This is a genomic window from Lentzea indica, from assembly GCF_012184385.1.
GTDB lineage: Bacteria > Actinomycetota > Actinomycetes > Mycobacteriales > Pseudonocardiaceae > Lentzea > Lentzea indica.
Genome location: NZ_VSRL01000100.1, coordinates 1 through 13,416, shown reverse-complemented (window position 1 = coordinate 13,416; position 13,416 = coordinate 1). Strand labels below are relative to the sequence as shown.

General features: G+C 68.4%; 16 protein-coding genes and 1 pseudogene. 10 read left to right on the top strand and 7 right to left on the bottom strand.

The genetic code is table 11. The annotated features are described in order from the left end of the window. Positions 1 to 3: 3 nt before the first annotated feature. Complete coding sequence (locus FXN61_RS25590; protein WP_167976579.1) at positions 4 to 1,146, top strand: cysteine desulfurase-like protein; 1,143 nt, start codon at positions 4 to 6, stop codon at positions 1,144 to 1,146. On the opposite strand, the gene FXN61_RS25585 is transcribed toward FXN61_RS25590, so the two are convergent. Continuing rightward, positions 1,139 to 2,740 carry a hypothetical protein gene (locus tag FXN61_RS25585; protein ID WP_167976578.1) on the bottom strand — a complete coding sequence of 534 codons (1,602 nt, stop codon included), beginning with the start codon at positions 2,738 to 2,740 and terminating at the stop codon, positions 1,139 to 1,141. The two genes, FXN61_RS25590 and FXN61_RS25585, sit on opposite strands and share 8 nt — an antisense overlap. Before the next feature lie 107 nt (positions 2,741 to 2,847). On the opposite strand from FXN61_RS25585, the gene FXN61_RS25580 reads away from it, so the two are divergent. Both FXN61_RS25580 and FXN61_RS25575 read left to right on the top strand, forming a co-directional pair. Further along, positions 2,848 to 3,033, top strand: coding sequence for a hypothetical protein (locus FXN61_RS25580; RefSeq protein ID WP_167976577.1), 186 nt, complete (start codon positions 2,848 to 2,850; stop codon positions 3,031 to 3,033). After that, the gene (locus FXN61_RS25575) at positions 3,020 to 3,940 is read left to right on the top strand and encodes a YihY/virulence factor BrkB family protein (RefSeq protein WP_312877984.1); all 921 of its coding nucleotides are present in this window, start codon (positions 3,020 to 3,022) and stop codon (positions 3,938 to 3,940) included. Before FXN61_RS25580 ends, FXN61_RS25575 begins: the two co-directional genes overlap by 14 nt. Here FXN61_RS25575 and FXN61_RS25570 read toward each other — a convergent pair. Then, positions 3,911 to 4,276 carry a hypothetical protein gene (locus tag FXN61_RS25570; RefSeq protein ID WP_167976575.1) on the bottom strand — a complete coding sequence of 122 codons (366 nt, stop codon included), beginning with the start codon at positions 4,274 to 4,276 and terminating at the stop codon, positions 3,911 to 3,913. The genes FXN61_RS25575 and FXN61_RS25570 overlap by 30 nt on opposite strands. Before the next feature lie 73 nt (positions 4,277 to 4,349). Between FXN61_RS25570 and FXN61_RS25565 the strand changes: the two genes are divergently transcribed. Next, positions 4,350 to 5,096 (top strand): GNAT family N-acetyltransferase, encoded by a 747-nt coding sequence (locus FXN61_RS25565; RefSeq protein WP_223165588.1) that lies wholly within the window; start codon positions 4,350 to 4,352, stop codon positions 5,094 to 5,096. On the opposite strand, the gene FXN61_RS25560 is transcribed toward FXN61_RS25565, so the two are convergent. The 3 genes from FXN61_RS25560 to FXN61_RS25550 form a co-directional block, all read right to left on the bottom strand. Beyond that, a complete protein-coding gene (locus tag FXN61_RS25560; protein ID WP_246292004.1) occupies positions 5,093 to 5,347 on the bottom strand; it encodes a hypothetical protein in 255 nt (84 codons plus the stop codon). The two genes, FXN61_RS25565 and FXN61_RS25560, sit on opposite strands and share 4 nt — an antisense overlap. Positions 5,348 to 5,603: 256 nt before the next feature. Then, entirely contained in the window at positions 5,604 to 5,756 is a 153-nt protein-coding gene (locus FXN61_RS25555; RefSeq protein WP_167976574.1) for a hypothetical protein, read from the bottom strand. Beyond that, entirely contained in the window at positions 5,690 to 6,934 is a 1,245-nt protein-coding gene (locus tag FXN61_RS25550) for a helix-turn-helix domain-containing protein (RefSeq protein ID WP_167976573.1), read from the bottom strand. Before FXN61_RS25550 ends, FXN61_RS25555 begins: the two co-directional genes overlap by 67 nt. 95 nt (positions 6,935 to 7,029) lie before the next feature. Between FXN61_RS25550 and FXN61_RS25545 the strand changes: the two genes are divergently transcribed. Further along, a complete protein-coding gene (locus FXN61_RS25545; RefSeq protein WP_167976572.1) occupies positions 7,030 to 7,785 on the top strand; it encodes an EI24 domain-containing protein in 756 nt (251 codons plus the stop codon). On the opposite strand, the gene FXN61_RS25540 is transcribed toward FXN61_RS25545, so the two are convergent. Next, positions 7,782 to 9,731 (bottom strand): beta-propeller domain-containing protein, encoded by a 1,950-nt coding sequence (locus tag FXN61_RS25540; protein WP_167976571.1) that lies wholly within the window; start codon positions 9,729 to 9,731, stop codon positions 7,782 to 7,784. The genes FXN61_RS25545 and FXN61_RS25540 overlap by 4 nt on opposite strands. Before the next feature lie 74 nt (positions 9,732 to 9,805). Beyond that, complete coding sequence (locus FXN61_RS25535; RefSeq protein ID WP_167976570.1) at positions 9,806 to 10,612, bottom strand: S1 family peptidase; 807 nt, start codon at positions 10,610 to 10,612, stop codon at positions 9,806 to 9,808. A gap of 168 nt (positions 10,613 to 10,780) precedes the next feature. On the opposite strand from FXN61_RS25535, the pseudogene FXN61_RS25530 reads away from it, so the two are divergent. The 5 genes and pseudogenes from FXN61_RS25530 to FXN61_RS25510 form a co-directional block, all read left to right on the top strand. Continuing rightward, a pseudogene (locus FXN61_RS25530) lies at positions 10,781 to 11,154 on the top strand (FKBP-type peptidyl-prolyl cis-trans isomerase). A 142-nt stretch (positions 11,155 to 11,296) separates the two neighbouring features. Then, a complete protein-coding gene (locus FXN61_RS25525; protein WP_312877983.1) occupies positions 11,297 to 11,833 on the top strand; it encodes a YbaB/EbfC family nucleoid-associated protein in 537 nt (178 codons plus the stop codon). Between the two features lie 34 nt (positions 11,834 to 11,867). After that, positions 11,868 to 12,176: a type VII secretion target gene (locus tag FXN61_RS25520; RefSeq protein ID WP_167976569.1), complete on the top strand. Its 309-nt coding sequence runs from the start codon at positions 11,868 to 11,870 to the stop codon at positions 12,174 to 12,176. After that, positions 12,176 to 12,424, top strand: coding sequence for a hypothetical protein (locus tag FXN61_RS25515; RefSeq protein ID WP_167976568.1), 249 nt, complete (start codon positions 12,176 to 12,178; stop codon positions 12,422 to 12,424). The genes FXN61_RS25520 and FXN61_RS25515 overlap by 1 nt, the downstream gene beginning before the upstream one ends. After that, positions 12,343 to 13,416: WXG100 family type VII secretion target (locus tag FXN61_RS25510; protein ID WP_376770731.1), on the top strand; the 1,074-nt coding region annotated here is incomplete at its 3' end. The genes FXN61_RS25515 and FXN61_RS25510, both read left to right, overlap by 82 nt.

The following is a 13,416-nucleotide window of genomic DNA, read 5'->3' as shown; positions in this document are numbered from 1 at the left end:
GGCATGGCTTACGACGTCGCCGCGGTCCGCGCCCACTTCCCCGCGTTGCGCGAGGGTGCCGCGCACTTCGACGGGCCTGGCGGCTCGCAGGTGCCCGACGTCGTCGGTGAGGCGGTCAGGGAGACGCTGACCTCGGCGATCGCCAACCGCGGCTCCGTCACGGCCGCCGAACGCCGGGCAGAGGAGATCGTCCGGACCGCTCGCCGCACGATGGCCGAGTTCCTCAACGCGGGCAGCATCGTGTTCGGGCGCAGCATGACCCAGCTGACCTACGACTTCTCCCACACGCTGTCGAAGAACTGGCGGCCGGGCGACGAGATCATCGTGACCAGGCTCGACCACGACGCGAACGTGCGGCCGTGGGTGCAGGCGGCCGAGGCGGCACGGGCCACGGTGCGCTGGGCGCCGTTCGACAGGGCGACCGGTGAGCTGCCCACGGAGTCCGTGACGAACCTGCTGTCCGACCGCACGCGCGTCGTGGCGATCACGGCAGCGTCGAACCTGCTCGGCACGCGTCCGGACGTGGCGGCGATCTCGGCAGCGGCGCACGAGATGGCTGCGTTCGTCTACGTCGACGGCGTGCACTACACACCGCACCTGCCGGTCGACGTCGAGGCGATGGACGCGGACTTCTTCACGTGCTCGCCGTACAAGTTCCTCGGCCCGCACCTCGGCGTGCTGGCGGCCGCGCCGGAGCTGCTGGAGACGTTGCGGCCGGACAAGCTGCTGCCGTCGACGAACGCTGTGCCGGAACGGTTCGAGCTGGGCACGCTGCCGTACGAGCTGCTGGCGGGAACGACCGCGGCGGTGGAGTTCATGCGCACGCTGGACGGGCTGGAGGAGCACGAACTCGCGTTGCGCGTCCAGCTCGAGACCGGATTGCAGGAGCTCGGCGCGCGCATCTACAGCAAGGCCTCTTCGCGCACGCCGACCGTGCTGTTCTCGGTCGACGGGCTGGAGCCCGCCGAGGTGTACCGCAGGCTCGGCGCGGAGGGCGTGAACGCGCCCGCCGGGCACTTCTACGCGATCGAGTGCTCGCGATGGCTCGGACTGGGCGACAAAGGCGCCGTCCGGGCGGGCATCGGGCCGTACAACGACGAGTCCGATGTGGACCGTCTGCTCAAGGCCGTGGCGAAACTCAGATGAACAGGATCAGCCCGACGTAGACGAGCCCGATGAACACGCTGATGTTGAGCTTGCGGGTCACGCGCTCGCCGGGATGGTCGGCGATCAACGACCGGGCGCGGGCCCACATGAGCTTCTCGCCTGCCTGCTTGTCCGGCAGTTGCGGTGTCGTGAGCACGTCGCCGTGCGGGCCGAACGCGAGCATGAGCTGGGGTCCGCTCCTGCGGACTCCGTGCAGCTGCGCCCACGGCACGCGGTAGGTCCAGATGCCGGTGTAGAGCACGACAGAGCGGTGGTCGAGGCGCAGCATCGGCTGGAACCGCGTCACCGCCGACAGGACGCACTGCACGCCGATCAGGCCGAGCACGATCAGGTCCGGGTACTGCTTGAGCGCGATCAACGCACCGGCGGCGCCCAGCAACAGCACAACACCCTCTGTGCGCCGCCGGTCGCCCGGCCACACCGCGTACGGCAGGTCGACCGGCGTACCCGTGGTCACCGGTTCACCCGGCAAGTGTGCACTGTGGACGGTGTGCCGCGGCCGGACGCGGCTGAGCGTGCTGGTCGCGACCACCTCACCCTCGACCAGCAACGCCACCTGACCTCCGTGGTGCCACTCCCCCGCGACGAGGACCTCCGCCGGGTCGAGCTGCACCGGCGGGTCCTCCTCACCGCGCCACACCCTGCCGAACTGCTCGGTGTCGTGGTAGAGCGGCTCCTCCAGCCCGAGATCGGCGAGCGTCGAGACCGTGGCGATGTCCGATTTGTTGTGCCGCAACAGGATCCGCCGCGGGCCGACCGGATGCGCCTGCAGCCGGATCGCCTTGACCGGGCCCGTCCACAACGCGCGGCGACGTCGTTCCCGCCCGGCGAACATGAGCGCGAGGAACACGGCGGCACCGCCCAGCGTCAGCCACCACGTGACGTCCTCGGGCTCGTTCGCCATCTGCACCCACGTGCCGTCCGCGAGCACCGGCACCGAGTCACCGACCTGGTACGTCTCCGGCGCGAGCGGCTCGAACGCGGTGCGTTGCCCGTCCGGCAGCTCCACCCACACCTCGTAGGTGTTCTTGATCTCGACGACCTCGGCCTCGACCCGGCTGGCGTTCGCGACGTGCCGCTCGATCCCGTCGTTGGTGAGGTCGTACTGCACGAACGTCAGAAACCCGAAGACGACCAGCAACACGGCGACGACGCGCAGAACTCCGCGTTGCGGTGGCATGTCCGGCAACGAAACGAGCGTCGAGCCCGCCGCCTCGTGCTGGTCCGCACGCGACCTGATGGTCCACGCCGCCACCACCGCACACGCACCGGCGTGCAGGCCAAACGCAACATTGGCCGCCGCACTGCCGTCGAGCACGAGGTCCAAGGCACCGAACAGAACGCCCATCGCGCAACCCGTGAGCACACGGCCGAACAACAGCAGCAACGGCGTTGCGAGCAACGGCACCACGGCAAGCGAGAACAACGGGTCCGGCACGCACGGCTGGGCGGTCGTGCACGGCACATCGTTCGCGCTCGCGGAGAAGTAGAAAGCGACGATCCAGCCACCGACGAGCCCGACCTTGGTCACCCACCACGGAACCGCGGCCGCCTGCCACCGCTGGACGTTCATGCGCGGATCATGACACGACCATTGCTCCGAACGGGGCGGTTCCCCGCGAACGAAGTGGGTATCCGCAGTTCATCGACTCCCTACGATCAGTTTGGGGAAGGTGGACCATGCTGGCCATCATCGCCGCGGTGTCGTTCGGCCTCGCGCTGATCCTCGACCTGGCGAAGGTCGCGCTGGGTGAAGTGATCACCGTCAACACGCTGGTGGTGCTCGGACTGCTGCTCCTCGCCCTGCACCTCGCCGGCGTTGGTACCAGCAGCCGCTCGTGGAGCTGGCGCCGTGCCCGCAGGTAAGACGGTCGACCGCCCCACCAAGTTGCCGAAAGGCGCCTGGTGGGGCGTTCTCAAACGGACGGTCAAAGAGTTCAACGACGACAACCTCACGGACTGGGCGGGAGCACTCACCTACTACGCGGTGCTGTCGTTGTTCCCCGGTCTCATCGTGCTGACGTCGGTGCTCGCGTTGCTCGGCGAAACGACGACGCAGGAGCTGCTGAAGTACGTCGACCAGGTCGCGCCCGGCCAGGCCGGTGACCTCGTGAAGTCCTCCGTCGAAGAGTTGCGGAGGGGGCAGGGCGCCGCTGGGCTGCTGGGCATCATCGGTCTGCTGACGGCCTTCTGGACCGCGTCGGGTTACCTCGGCGCGTTCATGCGCGCGTGCAACGCCGTCTACGACGTCGAGGAAGGCCGTCCGTTCTGGAAGACGGTGCCGCTGAGGCTCCTGCTGACGCTGGGCTCGGTCGTGCTGGTGTCGCTCACGCTCGGTGCGCTCGTGCTGACCGGTGGCATCGCGGACGCGGTGGGCAACTTCATCGGGCTCGGCGACACGGTCGTCACCGTGTGGGACATCGTGAAGTGGCCGGTCATCCTGCTGCTGGTGAGCCTGGCCTTCGCGGTGCTGTACTGGGCGGCGCCAAACGTGCGCCACCACGGCTTCCGCTGGGTCACGCCGGGCAGCCTGCTCGCGATCGTGCTGTGGGCGCTCGCGACCGTCGGCTTCGCGATCTACGTGGCGAACTTCGCTTCTTACAACAAGACCTACGGCTCACTCGGTGGCGTGATCGTCTTCCTGGTGTGGCTGTGGATCTCCAACATCGCCGTGCTGCTCGGCGCCGAGTTCGACGCGGAGCTGGAGCGCGGCAGGCGGCTCGCGCACGGCGAGCAGGACGCCTCACCCGAGCCGCGTGATCTCCCCGGGTAGCTCGGCCTCGATCGCGGTCCAGACGCCGTCCGGCCCGGCTTCGATGCGCTCGCTCGTGTCACCGGGGACGAGCACCCACAGCTGGTCCTTCTTGGACAGCCACACCACCCCGATGCCGTCGGCACGCGAACTCGTGGCGTACTCGTAGGACTTCCGGAACACGTCGCCGCCGTTGCGGTCGGTCACCCGTACCTCGCTCGCGCTCTCGGCGTGCGCGACGAACTTCCCGCTCGGCGACGACTTGGGCGCGCCGGGCCGGACGAACCGGTCCTCGCGGTCGCTGCCGCAGCCGGCGAGGACGAGCACCAAGGTCACGAACGCCGCCAGGGTTCTCATGCCAGCTGCTCGAGACCACTCGGGCGGGAATTGCCGTGCGTCATACCGCCAAAGGTAGCTAGCGTGATCGTCTGTGTGGGACGTTCTCGAGGACTTTTACGACTCTGTGCCCCGACCGGGATCTCGCGTTGAGGATCACGGCGAGCTGGTGCTGTTCCTCCAGGCCGGCGACGGCTATCCGTACTACGCGCGGCCGCGGTTCCCCGGTGGGAGACCGACGGTCGCGGACGTGGTGAAGATGCGGGAACGGCAACGAGAGCTCGGTGTGCCCGAAGCGTTGGAGTGGGTGCACGAGACGACACCGGACCTCTACGACGCGGCGGTCGCCGCGGGCATGGAGGTGCTCCGGGCGCCGTTGCTCGTCCTCGACCCCGAGAAGCTGCCGGAGCCGCACCCGCACGTCCGCGTGCTCGGCACCCGGCCGGCGGAGGTGTCGGTGGTGGCAGAGCTGGCGTTCTCTTCGCCGGGCACGTCACCGGGTGATGTCGGTGTCGCGGAACGGGACGCGGCACTCGCCGGGACCACCCCGGCGAGCACCCGGCACCGTCACGCCGTGGCCGACCTGCCAGGCGAGGGCGTACTGGCGGTAGGCACCGCGCAACGGGCGGGTGACGTCGTGGAGATCGCGGGAATCGGCACGTTGCCGGCGGCACGGCGACGTGGCCTCGGTGGTGCGGTCACTGCCGAGCTGGCTCGCGATGCCCTGGAGCGGGGCGCGAAGCTCGTGTTCCTGTCAGCGGGAAGTCCTGTCATCGCACGGGTTTACGAGCGCGTGGGCTTCCGTCACGTCGGAACGGCCTGCATCGCGTCACCCGCCTAGTGCTCGCTCCGTGGCATGGGTACGCGAAACAGGCAGCCGACGCACGGCATTCCGGACGGCTGGGCGAGCAGTTCGGCCTCACCGTGGTGAATGAGCTCGCCGCAGTAGGCGGTGAGCGCGAGAGGCGTGCGGTCGTCGTCGTCGGGCATGGGTACGAGGTGGCACGTGCGTTGTGTCTCTCCTACGACACCCGCACGCTTGCGGACCAGCAACACGGGCATGCGCGCTCCCGTTCGCTCTTGAGTGCTCATGCCTTCACCTCGGCGTCGTCGACCACACACACGACGGCGTGCGTGGTCGCGTAGAACTTGAGCCGATAAGGGCCCGAGTCCCGCTCTGCCACTGCCGCGCAGAACTTCTCGGCGCTGGACTTCCCGGCGCGACCCCGTCCGAGCGCGGCGTTCGTTCGGCTAGGTCGATCACACCTAGATCGTGCGGCGTGCGACAGGAAATGGGGAGGGTTACTTACCAATTGCGGGTCCCGTATGCGGAACTCGCATACGAGACTCAGCGCAGGTGGGTGACCTCGGCCGCGAGCTCGGCGATCGCCGGCGTCGCCGCCCACGGGTCGAGCCTCTCCAGCTCGTTCACGATCAGCTGCGACCCCGTCGCGCGGGCCAGGTCCAGCGCCGCGAACCCGAGGCCGACGGCCTGGTCCACGTCACCGCTGGCGGCGTGCGCGTAAGCGAGCCTGGCCGTGTGCACGCCCTGCTCCCACTGGCAGACGGTCCCCCACCTCGGCATGAGGTCGTTGTAGGCGTCGATGGCGCGGCGGTGGTCGGCGAGGTCGACCAGGCTCGCGGCGTGCTGGATCTGCACGTGCAGTTCGGTGAAGCAGTAGCCGATGGAGTACTCGTCGGTCTGCTGCCGTTCCACGCCCTGCACCAGCGACCGCGCCAGGTCGAACCGCGATATGCATGCGTCCAGGCCAGCCCGTGCGAGACCACGTGCCTCCTGCCGCAACGCCATCGCGCGCACGATCGGGCTCGCGCGGTCTCGCGCTGGGCGGCGCGCGCCAGGCCGATGACGCGGTCGTCGTCGCCGTCGACCTCGGCGAGCTGGCTCATCCGCACGTAGCAGTACGCGACGACGTCCCTGTCGTCCGCGGCCTGGCCCTGCTCCAGCGCACGTGACGTCCACGCGCCGGCGTTGCGCAGGTCGCCGATCTCCTCGTGCAGCCAGCCGTAGAACTCCGCGTACATCGCGCCGGTGCCGAGCAACCGACGGCGGACGTCGCCACGCGCGTTGCGGCGCAGCACGTCGATGAAGTCGTACATGTTGCGAACGGCGGGCATCAACGCGCCGGTGCCACGCCAGTTGTGCGCGTCGTTGACGATCCGGCGCAGCACGAGCAGCTGGCTCACGGCGTCGTCGGCCAGCACGCCGTTGGCGTTGGTCGTGCCGAAGACGGCGGAGGCGCACAACGCCATCAGCGCCTTGCCCTCCATGCCCACGACCAGGTCTTTCGCCACGGTCTCCAGCCCTGGCACGCCACCGAGTCGCAGTGCTTCGCCCGAACGCATCGGCACCGTGCGGTCGGTCAGCCCGAGCAGGTGGGCGGGAATGCCGAGCAGCCGCTGCAGGGTCCGCAGGACGCGCATGTCGTAGGCGATGTTGCTGCCCGCCTCCAGACGGGAGATCGCCGACTGGGAGAACCCCGCGAGCGTGCCCAGCTCGTCCTGGCGCAGGCCGTGCGCCTTGCGCGCGATCGCGACCACGGCGCCCGGCGACTCCGCGGCGACCGCGTCCAGCACTTCCTTCGACACCCAGAGGGCGGCCGGCAACATCGGCAGCGGCCCGTCCGGGACGACGACGGCGTTCCTAGCCGGTGTGCTCACCCTCAACGCCTCCCGCGTTCCACTCGCATCATGCCGGTACTAGCGAAATCACGCTCCCCGTCTCACATGGGTCCCGCACCGACTATTCTGCGCGCGTGATCAAGGATTTCGGGGCCGGTATCGCTTTGCTGCTGCGCGGGTTCAAGCTGGTGTTCAGCTCACCCAAGCGCGTGCTCGTCGGTGCGCTGCCCGCGGTGATCACCGCCGCGCTGATGATCACCGGCTGGGTGCTGCTGTTCCTCCACATCGACTCCATCGCCGATTGGCTCACCGGTTTCGCGGACTCGTGGAGCGAGACCTGGCGCAACGTCGTCGAGGTCGCGGTCGGCATCTCGGTGATCGCGGCGATCCTCGGACTGAGCGTGCTGCTGTTCACCGCGATCACGATCATGATCGGCGGACCGTTCTACGAGTACATCGCCGAAGAGGTCGAGGACGAGCTCGGCGGCGTGCCGGAGGCGGAGCAGGTCGGCTGGTGGCGCGGGTTCCTCGTGGGGCTGCGCGGCACGATCCTGCTGGTCGGCACGTCGATCCTGTTCGCGATCCCGCTGTTCCTCTGCGGGTTCATCCCGGTCGTCGGGCAGACCGTCGTGCCGGTGCTGGCGGTGTGCATCAACGGCTATCTCCTCGGGATCGAACTGACCGGCATCCCGTTCACGCGGCGCGGCAGGTCGTTCAAGCAGCGCAGGCAGATCCTCGCGACGCGGCGGGCGTTGGTGCTCGGGTTCGCCGTGCCCACGTACCTGCTGTGCCTGATCCCGCTGGCCGCGATCATCGTGATCCCGGCGGCGATGGCAGGCGGCACGGTGTTGTCGCACCGCCTGCTCTCGGGTGACCGCGCGACCGCCTAGAACGGCAGCCAGGCCTGCTGCGCCAGCCCGTTCCGCGCGTTGATCTGCACACCCGCGTTCGAGATGGACCACAGCTGGTCGCCGATCACGATGGTGCGCCTGGCGCCACCGCCGTGGTTCCGGCTGGACGGTTCGACGATCTTGCCGGTCTCGCGCAGCTGGTTGCCCTCGACGCGCAGCACCCGTGAGGAGACCTCGTAGCTCGTCCTGTGGGTCGACACCGGGATCACCAGCGTGCCGTCCTGAGGCCAGTACAGGAACGCGTGCGGGTCGAACTGGGCCTCGGAGCTGGAGTCCGGCAGGTGGTACTGCGCAAGCCGTTGCGGTGACGCGGGATTGCTCACGTCGAACAACGACACCTGCGTTCCGGTGGCACGGCCCTGGTCGGTGGCCTCCTGGCCGACACCGATCAGCTTGCCGTCCCCCGCGGGGTGCAGGTAGGCGGAGAAGCCGTTGATCTTCAGCTCGCCCGTCACCCTGGGCTGCCTGGGATCGCTGAGGTCCAGCGTGTAGAGCGGGTCGGTCTGCCGGAACGTGACGACGTAGCCCATCTTGCCGATGAACCGGACGCTGTAGATCCGCTCGCCCTTGCCGAGCCCGCCGACCTGGCCGACCTGGGTGAGCTTGCCGCCGTCACGGCGCAACGTCGTGACGAAGCTTTCCGACGGCGGCTGTTGTTGTTGCTGCGGCACGATGTCCGTCGGCATGCGCCAGCAGCAACGGGTCTCGGTGCCCGTCGTGGTGGCGACGCGGAGGATGCCGTCGTGCTCGGACAACGAGTACTGGTTGAGCAGCGTGCCACCGACGTCGCCGGACGCGACGTGCTTGGGCGGACCGGCCTGGCTGATGTCGAACTGGTGGATCGCCGTGGTGATCGGGCGCTGAACCGGTGGCTTGGAAGGAAGTTCCGGCAGCAGCCGGTGGTCGTCGGCGATGTAGAGGTTGCGGTCGGTGCCGTAGACGGTGTCGCCGTCGGCCACGATCGAGACCGGCTGGCCGGTACCGAGCTGGCCGGAGAGCTCGAACGTCAGCACGGTCAGCATCGACGTCGCCGAGTGCACGGCAGGGTGGCTGACGTTCGCGCAGTCGACCAGGGTCCCGCTCGACTTGGCGCCGTTCTGGTTCAGCTCGTAGCGCGGCAGCCACGACGTGATGGGCTCGCTCTGCAGGATCTCCTTGTTGCGGCGCAAGGAACCCGCTTCGTTGATCGTCATGTCCGGGTAGACCCACGGCATGCGGGGCTGCGAGCGGACGACGACGCGGGCGGTGCCGCCGATCTGGCGGGCGTCGAGGTAGAAGCCGTCGGTCTTGAGGCTGCCGATCTCCTTCTGCTCCTTGAGATCCACGAGCACCAGCTCGGTGCCGGACGCAGGGGCGTACGGACGGTCGGGAGGCAGCATCTTCTCCATGATCGGAACGGGGTTCTCGGTGACAACGAGCGCCCTGTCGCCGGAGACGAGCAGCTGGCTCGCACGACGCTCGCCGAGATCGACGAAGCCGGTGATGGTCTTGCGTGCCACGTCGACGACGCGCAGCTTGCCGTCGGCGATGGAGACGACGCGTTTTCCGTCCGTCTTCACGATGTCCGGCTCGTCGACGCCCTGCTCGTGGACGTTCGTCGTCGAGTGCTCCTGCTGCTGCGTGGGCGGCGTGGCAGACCTCGAGTCCGGCGTGCTCTTCTGCGCAACGCCCGCACTCGAGTCCGTTGCCATGCCTTCGGCGAAGAGCAGGTTGTTGCCGCCCAGGCCGTACGCGCTGACGTACGGGGACATGGCGCGGCGAAGTTCGGTCAATGCGTTGTCGCAAGAATCGAACGCGACGAGACGCACCGGCCCGTGGTCCACGATCGGTGGTGGTGCGAGGGTTGCGTCCCGCACCGCGGAGCTGACGCTCACTCCGGCGACGGCCAGCACGGCGGCACCGGCCAACAGCTTTCTGCCGTTCATGCCACCAGGACGGAACACAGGACGGAAAGGGTTGCGCGCCGTTGCGACAACCCCCTCCGGACTTTCGCGCGGTCTTACAGCTGTGCCTGGATCTGAGCGGCGTAGGTGGAGACGCGGGCGTAGACGCCGGGGTAGCCGGCTGCGGCGCAGCCCTCACCCCACGACGTGATGCCGATCAGCTTGCCACCGGCCACGAGCGGGCCACCGGAGTCGCCCTGGCAGGTGTCGGTGCCACCCTGCGAGTAGCCGGCGCACACCATGTGCGTGGCGTTGAAGTCGCTGCTGTACGCGCTGGCGCAGGTGGAGCTGCTCGTCAGCGGAACGGTGGCCTTGAGCAGGTAGCGCGAGGCCGAACCGCCGGACGAGGTGGTGCCCCAGCCGAGGATCGTCGAGCTGGTGCCCGCCGCGTACAGGGCGCTGTCCGCCGAGGTGGCGAACTTGATCGGGGTCTGCGACAGGTTGCGGTCGAGCGTGAGCACCGAGACGTCGTAGCCGCGGGTCACGTCGGTGTAGCTCGGGTGGATCCAGATCTTCGTGACGCGGGCGACGGTGCCCGCGGTGGAGTTCTTGTCGTCGCGGCCAGCCACGACGCGGACCGCGGACGCCGAGTCGCCCTCGGTGCAGTGCGCCGCGGTGACGACCTTGTTGGGAGCCACGAGCGTGCCACCGCAGTACTGACGGCCGCTGCTCGTGGCCAGGTAGACGACCCAGGGGTAGGTGGACGTGCTCGCGCGCGTGCCGCCGACGATCTGGGTGCCGAACTCGCCGTCAGCGGTCGGGGTCGGAGCTGCTTCGGCCACGCTGACGCAGGCCATCGGCAGCGTTGCCGCCACCAGTGCCGCGCCGAGCCATGACCTGAGGCGGTGCAGGGTTGCCGCCATGATCATCTCCTTCTTCTGTTGTGTCCCCCGGTTGCAGGACCGGAGTTCGTACAGATCAACACGGTATTTCGAGACCGGGTAGAGCCGGTCTTCGTAGGCCATTCGGCCGTGCACACGCGCGCGTGATTGGATCGACCGCGAACAATCCCGTTCCGAGAGGAAGTTGTGATGGCCCCCACGAAGCCCGAGGTCGACCCGCACGACGGCCCGGCGCCCGCCGACCTGCTGATCGAGGACATCACCGTCGGCGAAGGCGCGGAGGCCACGGCAGGCCAGTTCGTGTCCGTGCACTACGTCGGTGTCTCGCACTCGACCGGTGAGCAGTTCGACGCGTCCTGGGACCGCGGCGAGGCGTTCAGTTCCCGCTCGGTGGCGGCCGCGTCATCGCGGGCTGGGACCAGGGCGTCCAGGGCATGAAGGTGGGTGGCCGCCGCAAGCTGGTCATCCCGCCGCACCTGGGCTACGGCGCGCGCGGTGCCGGTGGCGTGATCAAGCCCAACGAGACGCTGATCTTCGTCGTCGACCTGCTGGGCGTGAACTAAGACATTGGCTCAGCGGCGTTCCACTGGTCCGCTCGGTGGAACGCCGCTGGTCTGTGCGGCCGATTTGACCCGTGGGTGGAACGAGATCGGATCCGGCTGCGTCATCCTTTGAGTCCGCCGCCGCTTTGGGAGGGAATCACCGGTGCCCGAGGACATCGCCGGGTCCGAGCAGATGCTCGCGAACTGGAACCAGAACATCCAGGAACGCGCCGCCCGCTATCAGGAGATGGCGACGCGCGTGCAGGGGATGACGATCTCCGAGCGGTCGTCGGACGGTTCCGTCGAGATCACCGTCGGGTCCAACGGGATCCTGCAGAACCTCGTGATCAACGAGTCCGCTGCGGGCAAGCGCATGTCCGAGATCAGCGGTGAGATCATGAAGCTGCTGCAGCGCGCGCAGTCCCGGATTCCCGAGCTGCTGCAGGAGGCGATGGCCGAGACCATCGGCACGCAGGACGAGACGGCCAACGTGTTGTTCAACGAGGCCAAGAAGAACTTCCCCGCGCCGCCTCCGGAAGAGCCGACCCGCACGCCGTACGACCGCAACGAGATGAACTTCAGGGTGGAGGACGACGCGCCGCCGCCTCCCGCGAGGCCGTCGACGCCGCCGCCTCCCCCGCGTCGCCGCCCGCCGAGGGACGATGACGACGACTTCGGCGGAGAGTCCGTCCTCAGCTGATCTTCTGTCCGCTGCTCGAACTTGAGGGGGTTCGATGACTTCCGGTGGTTTCCACGTCACCTCGGACGTGCTGGAAGCACACGCCAAGGCCTTGGAAGGCCTGCACGGGCGGTTGCAGGGGGCAGTGGACGCGGCGAACACCGTGTCGATGCCGACCGACGCGTACGGGATCATCTGCCAGCCGTTCCGCATGCTGCTCGACCCCGTTGAGCAGTGGGGCATGGACGCGTTGAAGGGCGTGGCCGAGGCGATGGACTCCACCGCCAAGAAGATCACCGAGACCGCGAAGGACTACCAAGCGGTAGAGGACCAGATCGCCAAGGCCATGAAGGGCGGCGTCTGATGTCCACACCGAACCCGTTGGTGGCGCAGGCCCCCGCCGAACCGTCCGGCTTCTTCAACGCCGGCACCGGTGACAACGGCTGGGCCACCGGCTTCTCCATCGCCGACTCCGCGGTGGACGCCTACAAGGGCATCTCCGAGGGCAACTGGATCGAGGGCGCCTCGGCGTGCTCGGCCTCGCGGCCGACGCGGCCTCGATGGCGATCGACCCGTTCGGCACGCTGCTGTCGTCCGCGGCGTCGTTCCTGATGGAGCACATGCAGCCGCTGAAGGAGGCACTGGACTGGCTGGCGGGCGACCCGCCGGTGATCCAGTCGTACTCCACGACGTGGAACAACGTCTCGCAGGAGCTCGGCAAGATCTCGGCCGACTACAAGGCCGCCGTCGACAAGACCGCCGAGTGGACGGGCGACGCGGGCGACGCCTATCGCAAGTCCGCGGGCGAGCAGCTGGACGCGTTGTCCGGCGCGGCTTCCACCGCGGGTTCGGTCGGCACCGTCGTCGGTGTGATGGGCATGGTCGTCGGGTTCGTGCGCGAGATGGTGCGCGACCTGATCGCGGACCTGGTCGCGAAGCTGATCACGTGGGTGCTGGAGGCCGTCTTCACGCTGGGCTTCGGCACGCCGGTGATCGTGGCGCAGGCCGTGACCGCGATCTCGAAGTGGGCCACCCGCATCGGTGAGCTGATCCAGAAGCTCATCAAGACCATCAAGAAGGTCTCGCCGCTGCTGGGCAAGCTGGTCGAGATCTTCACCAAGATCATGAAGGTCGTCGGGAAGCTGGTCGGCAAGGTGACCGGCCTCGACGTGATCTCCACGAAGTCCATCAAGCCCGGCGGGTTGTTCCACCGCACCGATGCTCCGGACCTCTCGCCTTCCGGCGGCACGCCTTCTTCTCCCGGCAGCTCCCCTTCTTCGTCCACTCCGGACAGTTCGCCTTCGTCTTCGTCGCCGTCTTCGTCCTCTCCGGACAGTTCGCCGTCGTCGTCCTCACCGTCATCTTCTTCACCGTCATCTTCTTCACCGTCATCTTCTTCACCGTCTTCTTCGTCGCCGTCCTCTTCTTCAACCCCGGACGCGCCTTCGCCTTCCCGAACCCCGGACAGCTCGTCGCCGGCGTCCGCGCCCTCACCGTCGCGCACCCCCGACAGCTCGTCGACGCCGGACTCTCCGTCCACGTCGCGCACTCCGGACAGCTCCACCCCGGACGCCCCGTCACGCACCCCGGACAGCTCCCCTTCG

Excerpts from the sequence above, each read along its gene's own strand:
- FXN61_RS25590 (WP_167976579.1), top strand. The coding sequence starts at position 4 with ATGGCTTACGACGTCGCCGCGGTCCGCGCCCACTTCCCCGCGTTGCGC.
- FXN61_RS25585 (WP_167976578.1), bottom strand. The coding sequence starts at position 2,740 with ATGAACGTCCAGCGGTGGCAGGCGGCCGCGGTTCCGTGGTGGGTGACC.
- FXN61_RS25580 (WP_167976577.1), top strand. The coding sequence starts at position 2,848 with ATGCTGGCCATCATCGCCGCGGTGTCGTTCGGCCTCGCGCTGATCCTC.
- FXN61_RS25570 (WP_167976575.1), bottom strand. The coding sequence starts at position 4,276 with ATGAGAACCCTGGCGGCGTTCGTGACCTTGGTGCTCGTCCTCGCCGGC.
- FXN61_RS25560 (WP_246292004.1), bottom strand. The coding sequence starts at position 5,347 with ATGAGCACTCAAGAGCGAACGGGAGCGCGCATGCCCGTGTTGCTGGTC.
- FXN61_RS25540 (WP_167976571.1), bottom strand. The coding sequence starts at position 9,731 with ATGAACGGCAGAAAGCTGTTGGCCGGTGCCGCCGTGCTGGCCGTCGCC.
- FXN61_RS25535 (WP_167976570.1), bottom strand. The coding sequence starts at position 10,612 with ATGGCGGCAACCCTGCACCGCCTCAGGTCATGGCTCGGCGCGGCACTG.
- FXN61_RS25520 (WP_167976569.1), top strand. The coding sequence starts at position 11,868 with ATGACTTCCGGTGGTTTCCACGTCACCTCGGACGTGCTGGAAGCACAC.
- FXN61_RS25515 (WP_167976568.1), top strand. The coding sequence starts at position 12,176 with ATGTCCACACCGAACCCGTTGGTGGCGCAGGCCCCCGCCGAACCGTCC.